Origin of the sequence: Sorangium sp. So ce375, from assembly GCF_051473855.1 — a bacterium.
Taxonomy (GTDB): Bacteria; Myxococcota_A; Polyangia; order Polyangiales; family Polyangiaceae; genus Sorangium.
The window spans coordinates 64,993-85,632 of the sequence record NZ_CP150335.1 but is presented as its reverse complement, the minus strand read 5'-3'; the positions used below and the strand labels follow the sequence as shown (position 1 = coordinate 85,632).

Sequence of the window (20,640 nt, the reverse complement as noted above, 5' to 3'; positions counted from 1 at the left end):
ATGCGCGCGCGATCGAGGGTCTTGGGCACCGCCACCATCGCGTTTGCGCTCGCGCTGACGCTCGCGACCACCGCGCGGGCGACCGACGTCGACCCCGCCACCGTGAACGCTGCCCGGGCCCTCGCCGAAGAGGGCCTCGATCTGTTCGACAAGGGCCAGTATGCGGCGGCGCTCGACAAGCTCGGACGCGCGGATCAGCTGATCCAGGCGCCGACGATCGGCCTGTACGCCGCCCGGTGCCTCGAGCAGCTCGGGCGCCTCATCGAGGCCTCCGAGCGCTACCTGCAAGTGAGCCGTACGTCGCTCGACGACTCGGCCAGCGACGTCTTCAAGGCGGCGGTCGCCGACGCCGGGAAGGCGTACGACGATCTCAAGCCACGGATCCCGAGGCTCGCCGTGAGGGTGCGCGGCGCCCCGGAGCGCGAGGTGCAGATCACCATCGATGGCAGGCCCATGCCGCCTGCGCTGGTGGGGGTCAGCCAGCCTGTCGATCCCGGCAAGCACCTCGTCGAGGCCGCGTGGGCGGGCCGCAACGCTCGGCAGGAGGTCACGCTGAAGGAGCGTGAGGAGGCGGCGGTCGCGCTCGAGTTCCCCGGCGTCCGCCCGCCTGTCATCCTTCCCCCGCCCGCCGGCCATGCGCCGGGCACCACGCAGCGCGTGCTCGGCTGGACCGCTGTCGGCACGGGCGCAGCGGCGCTCGTCGCCGGAGGAATCACGTTCGGCGTCACCAGCGCGCTGCGCAGCGACCTGATCGACCTCGGGTGCACCAAGACCGTCGTTTGCCCGAATACGCCGAAGACGCGCGACAAGCTCGGCACGTACAACGACATGCGCCTCATCCCCGCCCCGGCGTTCATCGTGGGCGGGGCGCTCGCCGCGGGCGGCGTCGCGCTGCTCCTCACCGCGCCGCCTGCGGGGGCGAAGCCCAAGGGCGCGGCGGTCCGTCCATGGATATCGCCGTGGGGTGCTGGGATCGCGGGGGTGTTTTGATGAAACGCAGCAACTTCATGGTCCTTTGCGGCGCGCTCTGCATGGCCGGCGCGCTGGGCGGGTGCTTCGACAAGGGCGTGTTCGCGGCGAACGACGGCGGCGGCAGCGGCACCCCGCAAGGCGGGATGGGCGGCGCGGGCGCCGCGGGAGGCGCGGAAGGAGCGGGCGCCGCGGGCGCCGCAGGAGGCGCGGGCGCCGCAGGAGGCGCGGGCGGCGCCGCCGGCGGCGAGCCCTGTGAGCCTTGTTATCTAGGCCCCGAGGGGACCTTGGGAGTCGGCGAGTGCAAAGAAGGCTGCCTGCGCGGCGGCTCGTGCGTCGGCCAGGTGGTCCCCACGGCCGAGGGCTGCACGACGACGGCCAATGACGAGAGCTGCGACGGCGAGGCGAAGTGCACCGGAGCGCACGACTGGAGCACCAAGCTCGGAACCAACGGCGAGCAGATCGGTTATGACGTCACCTTCGACAGGGAAGGGCACATCCTGGTCGCGGGAGCCTTCAGCGGGAGCATGGATTCCGTCAGCAGCCAGGGAGCGTTCGACGGCTTCGCCGTCAAGCTCGGCCCTGACGGCACGAGGGAATGGTCGAAGGCGTTCGGGGGGAACGGCTCGGACTATTGCAATCGCGTGGCGCTCGACAAGAACGGCGGCGTGATCCTGGCCGGGACCTTCGAAAACACGCTTAACTTCGATGGGACGCCGTTCACGAGCAGAGGCAGCTCGGACGTGTTCGTGGCGAAGCTCGACGCAGATGGCGTCCTTGACTGGATCAAGAGCATCGGCGGCCCGAGCGTCGATAAACTTTACGGGCTCGCGGTGGACTCGGACGACAACATCGTCGTCGCTGGCAGTTTCACCGACTGGGCCGACGTGCTGGGCGGGCCGCAGCAGGGCGGGGAGCACCTGACGAGCAAAGGTGGAGAGGACATCTTCGTCGCGAAGATAAACGCCCAGGGAAACTTCGTCTGGAGCAAGAACTTCGGCGATACGACCGCCGAGGTCGCGAACGACGTTGCCGTCGCGCCCGACGGAAGCGTGGTCCTTGTCGGCCGCACCGCGGGCAGGGTGTACTTCGGGACGACGCTCCTCAATGCTTCGGGCTACGACGCCTTCATCGCGAAGCTCGACGGGGGCGGGACGCCGCTCTGGGCCAAGATGTTCGGCGACACCATGAGCCAGGAGTTCACGGCGGTCGCGGTGGACGCGAAGGGGAGCATCTTCGTCGCAGGGAACACCGACGGGACGATCAATTTCGACGGAGCGCCGCGGGACTACACGGGAGGAACCGACGCGGTCGTCGCCGCCTTCAACGCGGAGGGCAAGCATCTCTGGAACCGTCTGTACGGGGATGCGGAAGATCAGAGGGCGCTGGGGGTGGCGGTCGATCGAGCGGGCAACGTCCTCGTTGTCGGAGAGTTCGAGAGCGCCATCGACTTCGACGCTCCGAGGCTCGTGTCCCGCGGCGGCAACGACGCCTTCCTGGCGAAGCTCGCTCCGAACGGCGATACGGCCTGGGCCAAATCGTTCGGCGACGCGACGGAGCAGCGCGCCCGGGCCGTCGCCGTGGATGAGCTGGGGGCCATCGTGCTGACGGGCAACTTCAGCGGCAGGATCGATCTCGGGGGGGATCCCCTGACGAGCTCCGGGGGCAGCGACGCCTTCGTCGCCAAACTCCAGCCCTGACGGCCACCCGCGACGAGGCGCTCTCGTCATCCGATCCCGCGGAGCCGGGGTCGTGGCCGCACCACGGCCGCAAGTGGCCGGAATCGTTGGCTCGATCGGGGCGATTCCGGTCGCTGCCCGGAGGCGGCCCTCCCTCGGCGCCGGCGGCACCGCTGCGGTCGGCGCGCAGTACAGGACGTGCATTGGACCAGGGGACGCATCGAAGTCCGGTGAGTACCCCATGTACCAGAACAAGAGATCCACCCGGATCGCGCGCGACTCGCCTCTGGAGCGCCTCGTGGGTCCTCGTTTTGCGGTGTGAGTCCTCGTTTTGCGGTGTGAGCTCTCGCCTTGCGGTGTGAGTCCTCGCTTTGCACCTCTGGTTGCTCCACGGGCGATGCACGCGGCGCCCTGTCGAGGCGCACGCCCCTGGCACCCCACTTGCTTGGAGGCCCCCCCACTTGCTTAGAGGAGGAATTGGTCACGGAGGAGGAGGTCTCGCGCGATGGACAACACGCAACAGAGCCCGGGAGTGCGCTACCAGTCCCCTGCCACATACCCCCACGGGACGAGGGCGGGCGCCCACGCGGCGGTCAGCATCGCGCCGGTGGCAGCCAGCGTGCCGCCCATGTCGGGCGGGGACCTCGACCGCGAGCTCGAGGCGCTCGCCCAGGGCGTGCGGCAGAAGCGACGGGGGCGGTTCGTGTTCGGGATGGGGTTGGTCGTCGCGGCCGTGGCTGCGGTCGCGGCCAGCGGCTTCGCCGGCAAGGTGAAGGAAGCCGAGGCGGCTCAGGCCGAGGCGGTGGCCGCCCGCATCGCGGAGCAGGACAGGATCGCGCAGCTCAACCTCCAGCTCGAGGAGCGCAACCGGAAGATCTCCGAGCTGACCGTCGCGCTCGACGCCGCCAAGAGCGACGCTGAGAAGGCGCAGAAGGCGTTCGCCGCGTACAAGGCCACCGAGGAGACGAAGGCGCTGGCGGGGGGCGAGGACGAGACCACCGCGAAGACGTCCAAGCTGAAGACGGTCGGGACCATCCGCGGCCGGGCGGCGACGCTCGGCAAGGCGGTGCGGGGCGCCAGCTCGGCGGTCTCGGCCAAGAAGAGCGGGAAGTGCGTGTGCAAGCAGGGCGACCCGCTCTGCGGCTGCCTGTGAGCTGACGCTCACGGCTCATTCCTCCTTGATTCGCACCATCCTCTCGCGGCGCGCCGGAGCAACGGCGCGCTGCCGAGGCGCGCCGCGCTGAAGAGCGCGCCTCGGCAGAGGCTCACCGCACGTTCGCCGCTCCTGGGGTGCTCGTCGTGGAGAACGCCCAGTCGGCGGCGGCCTGGTCCGTATCCGCCCCGTCGGGCAGGCGGCAGAGCGATCCAGCGCCCGTGCCGCTGTCCGCCACGGAGGCCGGCAATGCGGTGCCCTCGACGAGGCTCACGCTGGCGCCCCCGATCATGACCGCCGTGATGCTCCCCTCGTAGGAGAGCGCGTCAATCACGGTCCCTGTCACGGTGTTCACCAGCGCGATCCCGTCGGAAGCCCCGTTCTGCATCCGGTCGGTCTGCGTGCCCGAGAACGGGATCGTCGCCGCGCCGGCCGCCACCACCCCTGGCATCGTGCCGGTGCCGATCACCGCCGTGCTGCCGACGACCAGATACTGACCGGCAGCGAGCGTCCCGGCGGAGCTCAGATCGAGCGTGGCATACGCGGAGGCCGCGCTGCCGGACCCGTTGACCAGCACGAGCGCGTGCCCCGTGAGATCCACGGGCGCGCCGGTGCCGTTGTAGATCTCGATGAACTCGGATCCATCGCTGGCCGGCTGATCGTAATCCACCTCGTTGATCACGAGCCCTCCCGTCGCGGTCGCCGTCTCAGCGGCCGGAGCAACGAGGTCCTCCACGCCGCGCGGCTCGACCTTCGACTCTCCGTTCCGGTGGGTGAGGATGCCGCGGATCCTCGCGAAATGGTCGCCTTCTACCGGAAAGGGGTCGGCCCGGTACAGCAGATCGTCCACGCGCAGATCGCCTGTGACGATCGCCTCGTAGTACATCGTATCGAGATCGATCACGGTGACATCCTCCACCTCGACGAGGATCCCCTCGAGCTCGGCGGCGCGCGGCCCGCCCGTCGCGATGTCGGCCGGCGCGACGAGCTCCGGCGCCGGCGCCGCCTCGCCGAGCGACGCGATCACCTCGACGACGGCGGAGCCGAGCTGGATCTGCCCGAAGAAATTCGCGATCACCGCGCTCGTGATCCGCACGCGATCGCCGACGCGCACGGTGCTCCCCGGGCTGTACACGTAGACGCCGGAATACGCGGGCCCCGCATACCCAGGGTCCCCGGGCTTCGCCTGCACGAAGAAGCCGCTCGCGTGCTTCCCGGTCACGAGCACGTTCTCCAGGGCCACCGTCTCGCCCTCCGCACGCGTGCCGTCCTTGATATCGTAGATCTCCACCGGGCAGCCCAGGGCCGCCGGGTTCGCCTGCTCCGGGCACAGGTCGCACGGGTCGCCCTTGCCGTCGCCGTCCGCGTCGGCCTGATCGGGGTTCTGGAGGCTCGGGCAGTTGTCCGCGCCGTTCGGCGCGCCGTCGTTGTCGCCGTCGTTCGGGTCCGGCGGCGAGCAGAGCGCGCTGCCCGCGTCGAGCGGACACGCGTCGCAGGCGTCCCCGTCGCCGTCGCCGTCGAAGTCGGCCTGGGACCCGTCGTCGAGCGGCCGGACGGGGTTGAAGACGCTCGGGCAATTGTCCGCGCCGTTCTCGATGCCATCGCCGTCGAGATCCGCGTCCGTCGGCTGCCCGGTGTAGACGGTCGAGCCGTTCACCGAGGCGTTCAGGGGCGCGCCCGCCGCGCGCGACGGGGTGCAGAGCGGCTCGCGCTCGGGCTCGCCGCAGAAGAACGCCGGGTAGATCTCGCCCGCCTGCTGCTCGAGGTCCTCCAGCGTCATCCCGATCTCGTCCCGCAGACAGACCTGCTTCGACGCGCCGCACACCTCGATCGCGTCGCACGTGTCCGCGGCCCGGACCGCGGACACCACGGCCGCGTCGCCATAGAGGACCTTCCCGCCGCGCATCACGAGGACGACGTCCTCGGGATCGGCGGCGACGACCGCCCGGTGGCCGTCGCGCTCTCGGCCGTCGAAGATCGCGATGTCCGCGACCTTCCCCGTGGACAGCGCGCCGATGACATCGTCCGTCGCGGTGACCGCGGCGGCGTTCCCGGTCACCATCCTCCACAGCTCCTCGTCGGTGAAGAAGCCGTCGTAGTACGTCTCGTTGAGCGCAGCCGCGCACCGGAGCTCGCGCAGGAGGTTCATCGACCCGGTCGCGATCCAGTCGGTGCCGAGCGCGATCTGCACCCCGAGGCGGGCGGCGGCGGTGACCACGGCGGTGTCGCCGTAGAGGGTGATGTTGGAGCGGGGAGACCAGATGAGCGCAGTGCCCTCGGCCGCCATCGCCGCGTAGTCGGGCGCGGTCAGGCCGATCCCGTGGATGAACGCGCTCTGCGGCTCGAGCACGTCGTTCGGCTCCGTCTTCAGGCAGACGAACTCGTTGCGCGCCGACGCCTCGATCCCCTCGGCGACGTGCGGGCAATAGGCGTCCTCACCCGCGATGTCCTCCCCCGTCACCCTGTCGGCCGAGGCGCCGCAGCCGCTCACGATCTCGCGGCCGCCCGTGTCGTCGAGCGGGAAGGTATCGAATTTGACCGCCTTCTGGCCCAGGCCTTCCTGGTCGGCCCGGTCCAGGTTCCGGAGGAGCCCGGTCGCGCTCCCCGAGCCGACGATCGAGGTCGCTCCGCCCATCAGGAAGCGGAGCTCGCCCCAGCGGATCTGCGCCTGGGTAGCCGAGCCGGGGGTCTCGATCCTCGTATGTTTGTTGTTGCCGGTGCGCCAGTCGTGCCGGTGCTCATAGCGCTCCTCGGTCGGGGTATACGGGCTGTTCTGGGTGTACGTGATGTGATCGTGCGTGTTGATCAGCGCCGGGGAGACGACGCCGGTCGGGCACGCGATCTCCGTGGCGCCCGCCGCCTCGCAATCGCAGCCGACGCACGCGATCGTCCCCCGCTCGTCCACGAGCACCCGCCCGCCCCGGTACACCCTGCCCGGCGTCAGCACGACACCCCGGATCAACGTCGCGCCCGCGCCGGCGATCACCTCGCACGTCCCCTGCGCGAGCGGCACGAGCTCCTCGCAGACGGTCTCCTCGACCGGCGACTTCGTGCAATCGATCTCGCAGCCGTCGCCCGCCGCGACGTTCCCGTCGTCGCACTGCTCCCCCGGATCGACGGCGCCGTCGCCGCAGCGCGGGGGCACCTCGATCTCGCACGCCGCCGAGCAGCCGTCCCCGGCCGCCGTGTCGCCGTCATCACACGCCTCGCCCGCGTCGAGCGCGCCGTCGCCGCAGCGAGGCTCCGCCGGCTCCTCGCGCCGGCACGTCGGCGAGCAGCCGTCGCCCTCCACCGTATTGCCGTCGTCGCACACCTCGCCCTCGTCGGCCGCGCCGTCGCCGCAGACGCCGAGGCGAACGCCCGCGGCGCCGTCCCCGCATCCATTGAAGAGCAAAAGGCCGACGTGCACGGCGATCCGCCGCGCGAAGCGCGCCGAGCTGTAACGCATGCTCTACAGTCGGCGACGAGAGCGCTCCAGTTGCCTTCAGAGGACGCGGCGCCAGCGCACCATCGCGATCGCGCCGATCGCGAACAGCGCGAGCCAACCCACATCCGACCGCCTTCCGCCTTCGCTGGTTGCGCCCGCGGCGTAACTGCAGGCGCTCTCGCGCCGCTTTCCATCGATCGGCCGCCCCACCTGCCCGCTGCTGCCGGGCAGCGAGCCGCCCGAGGCGCCTCCGCTCGACCCGCTCCCTCCGCTGCTCCCCGTCCCCTCGCCTGGCGCCGCTTTGCAGTCGGCGGCCGACTCGCGGAACGCGGCGAGCGCGAGCTTGGCCACGCCGACATCGTCGACGAGGCCGAAGGTCTGCTCGTCGAGCGGCGCGTCCTGGAAGCTGGCCCAGACCACGCCGGCGACATCGTCTCGGGCCGAGAGGAGCTCGAGCGACGTGGTCAGGTTCGCCGCCTGGAGCTCCTCGCCGACGCGCGCCGTCGACCACGCCATCCCGGTCACGGCGAAGGGGCTCTCGTCTCCCTCGTCCTCGGCGAGGTCGCGCAGCTCGTCGAGGTAGTCTCCGAGCGCCACCGGATCGACCTCGCTGTCCTGATGGAAGAACAGCTGTTGACCGAGGCGAGACCACGGCGTTCGCCGGCCGAAGCGCGCCTCGAGATCGTCCCACACGGGCTGCGCGTAAAGCTCGCGTAGGTAATCGACCCCCGTGAACGGCGCGGCCGCGTCGTCCGAGGCGAGCAGGCCGCCCGTGGTCAGCGACAGCTTGTCGACGTTGAACAGCGCCGCGTTGCGGATGCGGATCTGGGCGAGGATCTGCGCGAGCACGCGGGGCAGGACGAAGGTGCAGCCGGCGTTCTCCGGGTCGAGCGTGGGGTCGGAGACCTCGGAGCAGTTCGGCTGACTCCAGATCTCCCACTGGACGACGCGCCCGGCGAACTCCGTCATGAGCACCTCTGCCGTCTCGGCGAACTCCTCCACATAGGGGTTGTTGCCGTCCCTGTCCGGATCGTCGTTCCAGACGTCCTGTCCTCTTCCTAGCGTACGGTAGGAGAGGAGCCCGATCGGCTCGAGGCCCGCGGCGCGCACCGCGTCGATGATGGAATTGTACTCCTCCAGCTTGTCCTCGTCCCACGCGTCGGCGCCGTCGAGCAGGAACTCGACGCGCACGGCGCCGGCGCCCGCCCGCGCGAGCCGCTCCGCAGAATCGTCGTCGAGGCTCACCTCCCCTGCGTCGACGGGCGCCCCTGGATCGATGCCATAGAAGCCGCACGGCACGCCTCGGGCGCCGAGTGCGGGGGGCGCGACGAAAAGCGCGGAGGAGGCGGCAAGAGCGACAATGGCTGCACGCATGTCTCGAGGATAGCTGGAATGAGCGCCTCGACCAAGAAACGACCCCCGCATGAACCATCCATGCTAGGGAGGCTCCTCACATGGCTTTCCTGGAACCGCGACAAGCAGAGGCAGAGCACGGGCAACTCGGGGTCGCTCGCCCGAGCGGCGAGGAGGACGGCGACATGGATGCAGCGGGCGACGACGTCGTCGAGGACGCGCCCCCGGCCCGAAGCCTGCGCGACTGGCTGCGGGGCGCGCCGCTCGAAGGCCGCCTGCACCTCGCGTTCGGCCTCGTGTTGCCGGCGTTCCTGCTCGTCGTGAACCTGGTGCGGGTGCGCTCGTTCACGATCGACGACGCGTACATCTCCTACCGCTACGCGCGCAACTTCGCCCGGGGCCTCGGGCTCGTCTACAACGCCGGCGAGCGCATCGAGGGGTACACGAACTTCCTCTGGACCGTGCTGCTCGCGGGCGGCATCAAGCTCGGCCTCGACCCCGACGTCGTCGCCAAGGTGCTCGGCGGGCTCGCCGCCTGCGGCTCGCTCGGCGTGGTCTACCTCCTCTCGGCCCGGCTGCGCCCGCACGGCGCGGTCCCGTGCATCGCCACGTGGCTGTTCGCGAGCTCGATCGTGCAGAGCGGATATGCCGTCTTCGGCCTGGAGACGCCGCTCTTCGTCCTGCTCGTGCTCGCGGGCACCGAGATGATGTTCCGCGAGCGCGACCGGGGGACGGGCTTCCCGTATTCGGGCCTCGTCTTCGGGCTCGCCGGCCTGACGCGCCCCGAAGCGCCCATGTTCATCGGCATACCGATGCTCTTCCTCGGCCTGCGCTTCTTCGGGCGGCAGAACCTCCTCCGCGGCGTCGTCTTCGCCGCGCCCATCGCGTGCCACATGCTCTGGCGGCACAGCTACTACGGCACGTGGCTGCCGAACACGCTGAGCGCCAAGACCGGCAGCCTCGCGGAGCAGGTGGCCGGCGGGCAGCGCTACCTCACGGAGTACGCGGAGCACACGTGGCCGGTGCTCCTGCTCGCGCTCTTCGGCCTCTGCGTGGCGATCGTCGCGCGCCACCGCGACGCGCTCTGCGTCGCGGCCCTCGCGCTCGCGGTGGCCGGCTACGTGCTCCTCGTGGGCGGCGACTGGATGCCGTACTACCGCTTCATGAGCCCGTTCGAGCCGTTCTGCTTCCTCCTCGCGGGCCTCGGCGCGCGCGCGCTGCTCGAGCCGCTGCTCGCCGAGCTCTCGGCCCGCGCCGCGGACGCGCCCGAGGGCGGCGCGATCGCCCTCGCCGCCGCGGCCGGGGTGCTCGCGATCGGCTGCCTCGTCGCGCTGGGCGTCTTCCGGGCGCAGCGGATAAAGCACGCCCAGCACCGGATCCTCGACGACGAGAAGCGGTTCTGGGACAGCGCCGCGGGCGGCGCCGCCGCCTGGTTCCAGGAGCACGGCAAGCCCGGCGAGGTCGCGGTGGGCGACATCGGGTACATCGGGTACGCGACCGACTATCCGGTGCTCGATCTCCTCGGCCTCGTGGACCCCGTGATCTCCACGCTCCCGGGCGGCTACACGCGCAAGACGGGCCCCGGCTACGTGCAGCGCGTCTTCGACAAGATGCCGCGCTACTTCGTGTTCGTCGGCGGCCCCGACACGTGCGACAAGCTCCCGTTCCCGGCGCAGGAGAAGCTCCGCAAAGACCGGCGTTTCCGGGGCGTTTACGAGGTGGCGGGGATGGTCCGCCACAGCAAGAACGGCTACTGGTGCATCTTCGAGCGGCCGGACGACGCCTCGCCGGCCCCCGCGCCCTGAGCCTTCGTGACCCCACCGCGGCTCCGCGAGGTTTGCTAGCATCGCCGCCCCATGCCCTGGCTCTGGTACGTAGGTCCCTGTGTGTTGCTCGTCGTCTGGTTCCTGACCGGCTTGCGCGGTCGGCACGAGGCGCGGCGCGACCGTGAGCTCGCGCGCTGGCGCGCGCTGATGACCCCGGAGGCGGCGCCGGCCCAGCCCGGCGGCCGGAAGGCCGACGCCGGCAGCGACGGCCCTCGTCCGGTGCGCTCGTTGCCGTCGAGCATCGAGCGCATGCTGCAGGAGACGGGCGGCGGCGCGGTCCTCGCCCGCTACGAGCTCGTTCCGAAGCTCGCCTACGCCGCGGCCGTGGGGCCGGACGCGAAGAACGGCAGCGAGTATCAGGTGGTGCTCGCGAAGCTGGCCAAGGGTGCGCCCCGGCTCACCGTGTGCCCGCTGCCCATCGTCGATGGCAAGCGCGCGCCCAACACCGGCGTCCAGTTCAAGAAGGACCCGGAGTTCATGGAGCAGTTCCTCGTCGAGGGGCCCGACGCGAAGGCCATCGGCCGGTGGCTCTCGAAGCGCATCCGCGACGCCCTGCTCGACTTCCCCGACGCGTGGCTGTTCGTCCAGGATCGCGCCCTGGCGATCACCGTGTACGGCCCGGTCGACGCCGAGCGGTTCGAGGAGCTCGTGATCACCGCCGACGCGATCTTCGCGGAGCACGGCAACGAGGACGCTCCCTCCCTGCTCTTCGAAGCCAGGAGCGACGCTGACGACGAGGACGGCGATGACGAGGATGAGGACGACGAGGATGCGGAGGACGACGAGGGCGACGAGGACGAGGAAGCAGCGGGCGCCGAGGGCGCCGTTCGATAACCACGGCTGAGCCGAGCCATGGTAGTCCTCGCAGGTGGGCCCGATTGAACGCGAGATCGCTGCTCTCCTCCGCTGTCCTGCTCTCGCTCTGGCTCACGGCACCCCCCGCCGCACCGGCAGAAAAGAACAGCTGGGCTAAAACCCAGGGGTCGCGTGCAGAGCTCGAGATCGACGTCCTGAGCAAGTCGGCCTCATGGGCCATGGACGATGTCACGTCCGACGTGAGCACGTTCGGGCTGACCTTCGACCTCACAGGTCAGCTCGAGTGGTACGGCCGGCTCCACCTCGACGTGGATCTCCCGCTCGCCTATGGCGACCTCTCCGCCACGTTCCGGTCCACCCGGCTCGGCGTCGACGAGAGCAGCAGCGCCGGCAGCCTGCTCTTCGGCAACCCCACGATCGGCGCCCATTATGCGCGCGCCGTCTCGCGCAAGCTCACCGTCTTCGGCGGCGGCGCGCTCTCGATCCCCGTCCTCAGCGCCCCCGACGCGGACGCGCGCGCCACGCTGCAGGCGACCGCCCCCGCGCGCGCTTCGTTCGACCTGCACCGGCTCATCGCCGAGCGCTTTCCCCTGAGGGTCCTTGGCGGCGTCGAGGCGGAGCTCGCCGCGCGGCTCGTCTACCGCGCGGAGACCGCGGTGATGCTCGCCCTCCCGACCAGCGGGGACGGCGTCGAGCTCGTGGTCGAGCAGGGCGACGAGCTCGAGCTGCGCGGCCGGGGCCCCTACGGGGGCGGGCTCCGGCTCCAGGCCGCGCTGACGCTCACCCGCGACGACATGGCGCAGCTCGCGCTGGAACCGTTCTTCACCTACACGCTGGAGCAGCCTGGCTTCTACGCTCGGGCGGGGCTGCTCGTCGCGCTCGACGCGCCGCTCGGGTTCGGCCTTACCGAGGACAAGGTCGCCACGCTGAGGCTCTCGGCCGGCCGCAGCTTCTGATCGCGCCTGGCCGCCGCGCCCGCCTCACCCGCGAGCCCGCCGGGGGGCTCCTCCGCGCCCCCGCCGCCGCTCGCCGTCGTAGGCTTCGTCGGAGAGGGAGCCAACGAAAGGCGGGGCGGTCACCATGGGCGAGCAGCACGTCTCCGAGCAGGCGAGCGATGAGCAGCACCGGACGTTCATGCGGGCGTTGCTCGACGACGTGGAGGCGCTCGAGCGCCTCCTCCAGGAGGATCGCATCGAGTCCGGCGTGCGCCGCATCGGCGCCGAGCAGGAGATGTTCCTCGTCGACCGCGCGTTGCGGCCCGCCCCGGTCGCGCTGGAGGTGCTCGAGCGGGCCGCCGACGGCCGGCTCACGACCGAGCTCGCGCGCTTCAACCTGGAGGCGAACCTCACCCCCCTCCCGTTCGGCGGCGACTGCCTCCGGCGGCTCGAGGCCGAGCTCTCCGACGTCATCGGGCGGGCGGCCAGGGCCGCGCGCGCCGTGGGCGCCGACGTCCTGCTCACGGGCATCCTCCCCACCCTGCGCGCCGGCGACCTCCGCCTCGGCAACCTCACGCCGGCGCCTCGCTACCACGAGCTCAACCGCGCGCTCTTGCGGCTGCGCCAGGGCGACTTCCGCGTCTCGATCCACGGGCTCGACGAGCTCGAGATGACCCACGACAACATCCTGCTCGAGTCGTGCAACACGAGCTTCCAGGTCCACCTCCAGGTCGGGGCGCGGGAGTTCGCGTCGCTCTACAACCTCGCGCAGGCGGTGACCGCGCCCGTCCTCGCCGCCGCGGTCAACTCGCCGCTGCTCCTCGGGCAGAGGCTCTGGCACGAGACGCGGATCGCCCTCTTCGAGACCTCGGTCGACACCCGCCCGACCGAGCCCGAGGGCCGGCAGCACAGGCCCCGCGTCCACTTCGGCGACGGCTGGGTGCAGGGCGGCGTGCTCGATCTCTTCCGCGAGGACATCGCGCGGTTCCGCGTGGTCATGACCGCCGAGACCGGCGAGCCCGCCGCGGCCGTGCTCGCGCGCGGGGAGGTGCCGGATCTCAAGGCCCTGCGGGTCCACAACGGCACCGTCTACCGCTGGAACCGCCCCTGCTACGGGGCCCTGGCCGGGATCGCGCACCTGCGCATCGAGAGCCGCGCGCTGCCCGCGGGGCCCACGGTGATCGACGAGGTCGCGAACGCCGCCTTCTTCTTCGGCCTCATGTCCGGCCTCGCCGACGAGCACCCGCGCATCGACCTCGAGATGCCGTTCGAGGACGCCAAGGCGAACTTCTTCGCCGCGGCCCGGCACGGCCTCAAGGCGCAGCTCACGTGGATCGGCGGCCGGAGCCTCCCTGCCCCGGAGCTCATCCTCTCGCGCCTCCTCCCCGCCGCCCGGGCGGGCCTCTCGGCCGCGGGCATCGACGCCGCCGACATCGACCGTTACCTCGGCGTCGTCGAGGAGCGCGTCCGCTGCGGCCAGACGGGCGCGCAGTGGGCGCTCGGCTCGTTCGCGGCCATGGCCGGGCGGGGCACGTCGGAGCTGCGGTGCCGCGCCCTCTGCGCCGCGATGCTCGCCCGTCAGCAGGAGGAGGCCCGGGGCGGCGTGGCCGGGCGCCCGGTGCACGCGTGGGAGCCCGCCGCGCTGGAGGCCGATCTGGACCTCGTGCGCGACAGCTACCGGACCGTGGGCCAGTTCATGTCGACCGATCTCTTCACGGTGCGGCCCACCGATATCGTCGACTTCGCCGCGAGCGTCATGGACTGGCGGCACGTGCGCCACGTCCCGGTCGAGGACGACGAGGGCCGGCTCGTCGGCGTCGTCTCGCACCGCGCGCTGCTCCGGCTCGTCGCCCGCGGCGCCGCGGCGGCGCCGGGCGGATCCGCGCCGCCCACGGTCGCGTCGATCATGCGGCCCGACCCCGTGACCGTCGCGCCGGACACGCCGACGCTGGAGGCGATGCGGATCATGCGCGAGCAGCGCGTCGGCTGCCTGCCCGTCGTCGCGGGCGAGCGGCTCGTGGGCATCGTGACGGAGCGCGATCTCCTCGACGTCTCCGCGACGCTGCTAGAGGCCTTCCTGCGCGATGCGTGAGCGGGCGCCGCTGCCGGCGAGGCGCGCCGGAGCGGCAGAGGGAGAATGAAACGCAAAGGCGCAAAGGCGCAAAGGCGCAAGAAGAAGAGAGAGAAAATTTTTCTCGACGTCTTTTTGCGTCTTTGCGCCTTTGCGCCTTTGCGCCTTTGCGTTTTTTATTCGTCGACCGGCCAGCGATCTAGCAACCCTGCGCGGAGCAGCGCTCCCGCGCGGAGCTCACAGATCGCTGATCTCGACGCACGTCATCGCGTCGCCCTTGGCCTGGCAGTCGAACACGGTGCCGTACGCGTTGAAGAAGCCCTGCTTCGTGCGCGTGACGTGGTACCGCGTCCCGTCGATCTGCCGGATGCTCGTATAGCTGCCCTGACAGCCGATCGCGCCGAAGCTCGCGAGCAACAGCCCGAAAATCAAAGAACGCTTCATTCGCCCGCCTCCGTCGTTACCTCGACCTCGGTGCACTCCGCCTTGCCCGGCGCATCAGGGCACATCCACATCGCAGGCTGGTTGTTCTTGTGACCGGCCACATACACATAACCCGGCGCCGCCGGCGCCGAGTCGCTTGCGAACGTCGCACACCCCGCGAGCGCCGAAGCGCCGCAGAGCAACGCACTGAATAGGACTAGTTTCCGCATAGGCAACCACGGTATCGGCAAGCTCAGGCGTGGGCCAAATTAGCGCTCAGGCTGTTCCAGCCGTGCTCCCTCCCTTGTCGCTTTCTCGTGGAGCCCCCCCGCCGGCTCGCCGCCCAGGTTGACACGCCGCGTTAGCGCACCTAAGGGATTCACCCCAACCGGTGTGCGCTGGCGCGCCGGGATCCGGGGGGGCTGTGCGGGGGCGCGCGGGGCGGGCTCGCGGTGGGCTCTCCGCCAGCAGAGGAGTCGAGATGGCTTCAGGCAAGAATGGGAAGGGCGGCAAGGACCGCGTGGCGGTCGTTGCCGGGCTGCGCACGCCGTTCACCAAGGCCGGGACGGCGCTCAAGGCGCTGCGCACCGTCGATCTCGCCGCCACGGTGGTCAAGGAGCTCCTCCAGAGGAGCGAGGTGAGCCCGCGCGACGTCACGCTCGTCGTCTACGGCCAGGTGGTGCCGACGCTCGACTGGCTCAACATCGCGCGCGAGGTCGTGCTGCGCACCGGCTTGCCCAAGGACACCGACGCCTACAGCGTCTCGCGCGCGTGCGCGACGTCGCTCCAGGCCATGACGAGCGCCGCCGAGGCGATGCTCGCCGGCCAGCACCACGTCGCCCTCGTCGGCGGCGCCGACAGCATGAGCGACGTGCCGCTCGGCGTCTCCCGGAAGCTCGCCTCCGCGCTGACCGACTTCCAGAAGGCCAGGACGCTCGGCGCCCGGCTGGAGATCCTCTCCCGCCTCTCCCTGAAGGACCTCGTGCCCCCGATCCCGGGCTTCTCGCGCGAGCCGACCACGGGCGAGCAGATGGGCGAGGCCGCCGAGAAGATGGCGAAGCAGAACGGCATCTCGCGCGCCGAGCAGGACGCGATCGCCCACCGCTCGCACTCGAACGCGGCGCGCGCCTGGCGCGACGGCACGTATGCGGCCGAGGTCATGCACGTGATCCCCCCGCCTTATGACAAGCCGGTCGAGCGCGACAACGTGGTCCGGGACGACTCGACCCTCGAGGCCTACGCGAAGCTGTCGCCGGCCTTCGATCGGCGGCACGGCACCATCACCGCAGGCAACGCGTCGCCGCTCACCGACGGGGCGAGCGCCCTGCTCCTGATGCGCGAGAGCAAGGCCAAGGCGCTCGGCTACCAGCCGCTCGGGTACGTCAAATCGTGGTCCTACGCGGCGGTCGACCCGGGCTGGCAGCTTTTGATGGCCCCGGTGCTCGCCGTGCCCCGGGCGCTCGAGCGCGCCGGCCTCTCGCTCGCCGACATGGACCTCGTCGACATGCACGAGGCGTTCGCCGCCCAGGTCGCGTCCAACCTGAAGGCGCTCGCGTCGCCGTCGTTCGCCGCCGAGAAGCTCGGCCGATCGGCCCCGGTCGGCGAGATCGACCCGGAGAAGCTCAACGTGAACGGGGGCTCGATCGCGCTCGGCCACCCCTTCGCGGCGACGGGGGGGCGCATGGTGCTCTCCACGCTCCGCGAGCTCAAGAAGCGCGGCGGCCATCACGCCCTCCTCACCGTCTGCGCGGCGGGCGGCCTCGGCGCCGCCGTCGTCCTGGAGGCCGCATGACCACGACATCCGCCCCCGCCACGCCGGCCCCCGCGGCCAAGAGCCCGCTCTCCCTCGAGGTGCGCCCCGACGGCGTGGCCGTCGTCACCTACGATGTCCCGGGCGAGGCGGTCAACACGCTGAAGCCCACGTTCGCCGGCGATCTCGAGCGGATCGCGGGCCAGATCGCGAGCAACCCGCTCATCAAGGCGGCGATCCTCGTGTCCGGCAAGGCCGACACCTGGATCGCGGGCGCCGACATCGAGATGCTGAAGAGCGTCGCCACGGCGGCCCAGGCCGAGGCGATGTGCCGGGCCGGCCACGAGGCGATCCTGCGGATCGTGCGCTCGCCGAAGCCGATCGTCGCCGCGGTCCACGGCGCCGCGCTCGGCGGCGGCCTCGAGGTGGCGCTCGCCTGCCACGCCCGGGTGCTGAGCGACGACCGGAAGACGGTGCTCGGCTTGCCCGAGGTGCAGCTCGGCCTGCTCCCCGGGATCAACGGGCTCCAGCGGCTCGCGGAGCGCGCCGGGCTCAAGGCGGCGCTCGATCACGGCCTCACCGGCAAGAACATGCGCCCCTCGAAGGCGCGGCAGCTCGGCGTCGCCGACGACGTGGTGCCCGCGTCCATCCTGAGGGAGACGGCCGCGGCGCTCGCGCTCGAGCTCGCGCGTGTCGAAGCCGGCCCGCCGTTCCGGCCGCGCCCGGTCGCTGGAAAGACGCGGAAGCTCGACACCGCCGCGCTCACGCGCATGGCCCTCGAGCGGAACCCGATCGGCCGAGGTCTGCTCTTCCAGCAGGCCGAGCGGGAGACGCGCAAGAAGACCGGCGGGCACTACCCGGCGCCGGAGCGGATCATCGACGTGCTGAGGACCTATGCGGAGAAGGGCTTCGAGGCGTCGAAGGAGGTCGAGGCGCGCGCGTTCGGCGAGCTCGTCGCGTCGAGCACGGCGCACCGGCTGATGGAGCTCTTCTTCGCGACGAACGCGATGAAGAAGGACACCGGCGTGGACGACCCCGCCGTGCAGCCGAGGAAGGTCGAGAAGATCGCGATGATCGGCGCCGGCCTGATGGGGGCCGGCATCGCGTACGTCAGCCTGAACGCCGGCATCGCCGTGCGGCTCCGGGACCGCGACGACGCGTCGCTCGGCCGCGGGCTCAAGTACGTGGCCGACATCCTCGGCGAGCGGCTGAAGAAGAAGCAGCTCACGCCGATCGAGCGCGACGAGAAGCTCGCGCTGCTCACCACCGCGACGGACGCCTCGGGCCTCCGGGGCGCCGATCTCGTGATCGAGGCGGTGTTCGAGGATCTGGCGGTGAAGCACGCCGTCCTGCGGGACGTCGAGGAGCACGGCAAGGCAGGCGTGATCTTCGCGTCGAACACATCGTCGATCCCGATCTCGCGGATCGCGGCCGCGTCGAAGCGGCCCGAGAACGTGGTCGGGATGCATTACTTCAGCCCGGTGCACAAGATGCCGTTGCTCGAGGTCATCCGGACCGAGGCGACGTCTCCCGAGGTGGTCGCGACGGCGGTGGCGGTCGGCAAGCGGCAGGGCAAGACGGTCATCGTCGTGAACGATGGAGTCGGCTTCTACACGAGCCGGATCCTCGGGCCGTACATGAACGAGGCGAGCTGGCTCCTCGCCGAGGGGGTGGCGATCGAGCAGGTCGACGGCGCGCTCGTCGCGTGGGGCTGGCCGGTCGGTCCGCTCGCGCTGCTCGACGAGGTGGGCATCGACGTGGCCGCGCACGTCGGGCCGATCATGCTCGAGGCGTTCGGCGACCGGCTCGCGCCGCCTCCCACGATGTCCAGGCTGGTCTCCGACGACCGCAAGGGCCGCAAGAACGAGCGCGGGATGTACCTGTACGGCGCGGCGGCGAAGAAGAAGGGCAAGGGCAAGCACGCTGACGAGAGCGTCTATGGCGTGCTCGGGCTGCCGGTGCCGAGGGCGAAGGACGAGCCCCCGGTGCCGGTCGAGGAGATCCAGCTGCGGTGCTCGCTCCAGCTCGTGAACGAGGCGATGCACTGTCTCGGCGAGGGGATCCTCCGGAGCCCGCGCGACGGCGACGTCGGCGCGATCTTCGGCCTTGGGTTCCCGCCTTTCCGCGGCGGGCCGTTCCGCTACGTCGACAGCCTCGGCGCCGCGGAGGTGCTCCGCCGCATCGAGACCTACGAGCGCCGCTTCGGCAAGCGCTGGACGCCCGCCCCGGCGCTCGTCGAGGCGGTGAGGACCGGGAAGCCCTTCTACGGCTGACGAGAGAGAAGAAAAAAACGCAAAGGCGCAAAGACGCAAAGGCGCAAGGGGGAGAGAAAGAGTTGTTTCTTCTTCTCCTTGCGCCTCTGCGTCTTTGCGTCTCTACGCCTTTGCGTTTTAAATTCTTCATCCATCCACCACGCTCGCCGTTTCTATCGAGCTCGGTGCCCATGTCCGCCACAGGCCCCGGGCCCTGATGGCCCGCGCCTTGCTCTCCTCTCGCCGAGGGACCGACCGCGCGGGAGGGGGCCAGTCATGCGGAAGTGCATTCGCGACTCGGTTGTCGTCATCACCGGGGCATCCTCGGGCATCGGCAGGGCGGCGGCGCTCGCGTTCGCGAGGCGCGGCGCGCGGGTCGTCATCGCCGCCCGGAACGAGGCGGCCCTCGAGGACGTCGCCGCCGAGTGCGCCAGCGTCGGCGCGCGGGCGCTCGCGGTGCCGACGGACGTGAGGGACGTGCACGCGGTCAAGGCGCTCGCCCGCGCCGCCGTCGAGGTGTTCGGCAGGATCGACGTCTGGGTGAACAACGCCGCCGTGTTCCTCTACGCCCGCGCGGACGAGGCGCCCTACGACAGCTACCGTCACGTCATCGAGACGAACCTGTTCGGGTACCTGCACGGGGCGCGGGCCGCGCTGCCCTATTTTCGCGCGCAGGGAGAAGGGGTGCTCATCAACAACGTCTCCGTGCTCGGCAAGCTCAGCGCACCGATGATGAGCGCCTACGTGATCTCCAAATTCGGTATCGTCGGCCTCGCCTCCTGCCTGCGGCAGGAGCTCGCCAGCACCCCCGGCATCCACGTCTGCACGCTCCTGCCCTCGACGATCGACACCCCGATCTACCAGCACGCCGGCAATACCACCTGCCACGCCGTCCAGCCGATCCCGCCGATAGCCGACGTCCAGCGGGTCGCGGCGGCCATGGTCTCCCTCGCCGAGCGGCCGAGGCGCGAATTGTACGTCGGCGCCGCGGGCCACATCGCCACCGCGGCGATCGTCGCCCTCGCGCGCCGCTCCGAGCAGCTGTTCGCCGCGTACGTGATGCGCACGACGTTCCTCGATCGCGCGGCGCCGCACACCGACGGCAACATCTTCGCGCCCATGAAGCACTGGACCGGAATGACGGGCGGGTGGCGCACGACGTCGAGCCTCGCCGGGCTCCTCGACGCAGCCCGCTCGGCCGTGCGGTTCGCGCTCACACTCCCGTCCGCGACGGCAGAGCGCTTCGGGCCACGATGACATTGCCGTCCTGGCACCTTCCGTACGCGATTCTCCAGCCATTCTGACGCGCAGCCGCCCCCGACGTGCCTCCCAACCTCGGGGGTCCTGTGACGTGTTCTCCACGGAGCCCCGGCATGCTGCGCCCGCAACGACGATTCAATCAGAATGAGGAGGCGCATCAATGAGCCGTTATGTGGCGCGCACGCTCCGGAGCGATGACTTTTCGACTCTGATGGAACTGGAGACGACCCTCTTCGGCGACGCGGGCGAAGGGGAGCTCGGGCGGTATTACATCCGTCTTTGCTGCGACTTCTTCAAGGACTCCTGCTTCATGGTCGAGGCCGCGGGGAAGCCCGCGGGCTACCTGCTCTCCTTCACGCGCGGAAAGGAGGTTTACTGCACGACCCTCGCCGTCCTGCCGGAATACCAGGGCTCCCGCGCGACGCACACGCTGCTCCGGGCGTTCGTCGGCTCGATCATCGGATGGGCCGAGTCGTGCTGGTTCACCGTCGAGGAGGACAACCACGCCGCGCGGGCGCTCCACGCCATGCTCGGCGCGAAGGAGATCGAGGTCCGCCCCGATTTCTATGGGACCGGACACCCGCGCATCATCTCGCGCATCGATCGCGACGCGTTCATGGCGCTCCGGGCCCGCTTCGAGAAGGTCGGGCTCGTCGATCGCCAGGCCGACGCGAAGGAGCCGCGCGCGGCGGAGAGCGGCGCCATCGCCGCGGTGGCCTGAGGCCG

14 protein-coding genes are annotated in these 20,640 nt (G+C 70.8%); 11 read left to right on the top strand and 3 right to left on the bottom strand.

Translation table 11 applies throughout. The features are described 5' to 3' along the window. Nucleotides 1-21 precede the first annotated feature (21 nt). From WME90_RS00305 to WME90_RS00295, 3 genes are all read left to right on the top strand, one after another. Nucleotides 22-990, top strand: coding sequence for a tetratricopeptide repeat protein (locus WME90_RS00305; protein ID WP_437279029.1), 969 nt, complete (start codon nucleotides 22-24; stop codon nucleotides 988-990). Next, complete coding sequence (locus WME90_RS00300; protein ID WP_437279028.1) at nucleotides 990-2,669, top strand: SBBP repeat-containing protein; 1,680 nt, start codon at nucleotides 990-992, stop codon at nucleotides 2,667-2,669. The genes WME90_RS00305 and WME90_RS00300 overlap by 1 nt, the downstream gene beginning before the upstream one ends. Nucleotides 2,670-3,153: 484 nt before the next feature. After that, nucleotides 3,154-3,801: a hypothetical protein gene (locus WME90_RS00295; RefSeq protein WP_437279027.1), complete on the top strand. Its 648-nt coding sequence runs from the start codon at nucleotides 3,154-3,156 to the stop codon at nucleotides 3,799-3,801. Between the two features lie 112 nt (nucleotides 3,802-3,913). On the opposite strand, the gene WME90_RS00290 is transcribed toward WME90_RS00295, so the two are convergent. Both WME90_RS00290 and WME90_RS00285 read right to left on the bottom strand, forming a co-directional pair. After that, on the bottom strand, nucleotides 3,914-7,249 hold the full coding sequence (locus WME90_RS00290) for a lamin tail domain-containing protein (RefSeq protein WP_437279026.1): 3,336 nt from the start codon (nucleotides 7,247-7,249) through the stop codon (nucleotides 3,914-3,916). Between the two features lie 36 nt (nucleotides 7,250-7,285). Next, complete coding sequence (locus WME90_RS00285) at nucleotides 7,286-8,527, bottom strand: hypothetical protein (protein WP_437279025.1); 1,242 nt, start codon at nucleotides 8,525-8,527, stop codon at nucleotides 7,286-7,288. Nucleotides 8,528-8,682: 155 nt separating this feature from the next. Here WME90_RS00285 and WME90_RS00280 point away from each other — a divergent pair, with 155 nt between their 5' ends. From WME90_RS00280 to WME90_RS00265, 4 genes are all read left to right on the top strand, one after another. Further along, nucleotides 8,683-10,386 carry a hypothetical protein gene (locus tag WME90_RS00280; protein WP_437279024.1) on the top strand — a complete coding sequence of 568 codons (1,704 nt, stop codon included), beginning with the start codon at nucleotides 8,683-8,685 and terminating at the stop codon, nucleotides 10,384-10,386. 51 nt (nucleotides 10,387-10,437) lie between these two features. After that, a complete protein-coding gene (locus tag WME90_RS00275) occupies nucleotides 10,438-11,241 on the top strand; it encodes a hypothetical protein (protein WP_437279023.1) in 804 nt (267 codons plus the stop codon). Nucleotides 11,242-11,285: 44 nt separating this feature from the next. After that, nucleotides 11,286-12,179 (top strand): hypothetical protein, encoded by an 894-nt coding sequence (locus WME90_RS00270; RefSeq protein ID WP_437279022.1) that lies wholly within the window; start codon nucleotides 11,286-11,288, stop codon nucleotides 12,177-12,179. A 124-nt stretch (nucleotides 12,180-12,303) separates the two neighbouring features. Beyond that, on the top strand, nucleotides 12,304-14,250 hold the full coding sequence (locus WME90_RS00265; protein ID WP_437279021.1) for a CBS domain-containing protein: 1,947 nt from the start codon (nucleotides 12,304-12,306) through the stop codon (nucleotides 14,248-14,250). A gap of 216 nt (nucleotides 14,251-14,466) precedes the next feature. Here WME90_RS00265 and WME90_RS00260 read toward each other — a convergent pair whose 3' ends face one another. Next, nucleotides 14,467-14,673, bottom strand: a complete 207-nt coding sequence (locus WME90_RS00260; protein ID WP_012232684.1) for a hypothetical protein — start codon at nucleotides 14,671-14,673, stop codon at nucleotides 14,467-14,469. Between the two features lie 460 nt (nucleotides 14,674-15,133). Here WME90_RS00260 and fadI point away from each other — a divergent pair, with 460 nt between their 5' ends. From fadI to WME90_RS00240, 4 genes are all read left to right on the top strand, one after another. After that, nucleotides 15,134-16,444: an acetyl-CoA C-acyltransferase FadI gene (fadI, locus tag WME90_RS00255; RefSeq protein ID WP_437279020.1), complete on the top strand. Its 1,311-nt coding sequence runs from the start codon at nucleotides 15,134-15,136 to the stop codon at nucleotides 16,442-16,444. Next, on the top strand, nucleotides 16,441-18,675 hold the full coding sequence (fadJ, locus tag WME90_RS00250) for a fatty acid oxidation complex subunit alpha FadJ (RefSeq protein WP_437279019.1): 2,235 nt from the start codon (nucleotides 16,441-16,443) through the stop codon (nucleotides 18,673-18,675). Before fadI ends, fadJ begins: the two co-directional genes overlap by 4 nt. Nucleotides 18,676-18,930: 255 nt before the next feature. After that, on the top strand, nucleotides 18,931-19,911 hold the full coding sequence (locus WME90_RS00245) for an SDR family oxidoreductase (protein ID WP_437279018.1): 981 nt from the start codon (nucleotides 18,931-18,933) through the stop codon (nucleotides 19,909-19,911). 163 nt (nucleotides 19,912-20,074) lie between these two features. Next, nucleotides 20,075-20,635 (top strand): GNAT family N-acetyltransferase, encoded by a 561-nt coding sequence (locus WME90_RS00240; protein WP_437279017.1) that lies wholly within the window; start codon nucleotides 20,075-20,077, stop codon nucleotides 20,633-20,635. Nucleotides 20,636-20,640: the final 5 nt, after the last annotated feature.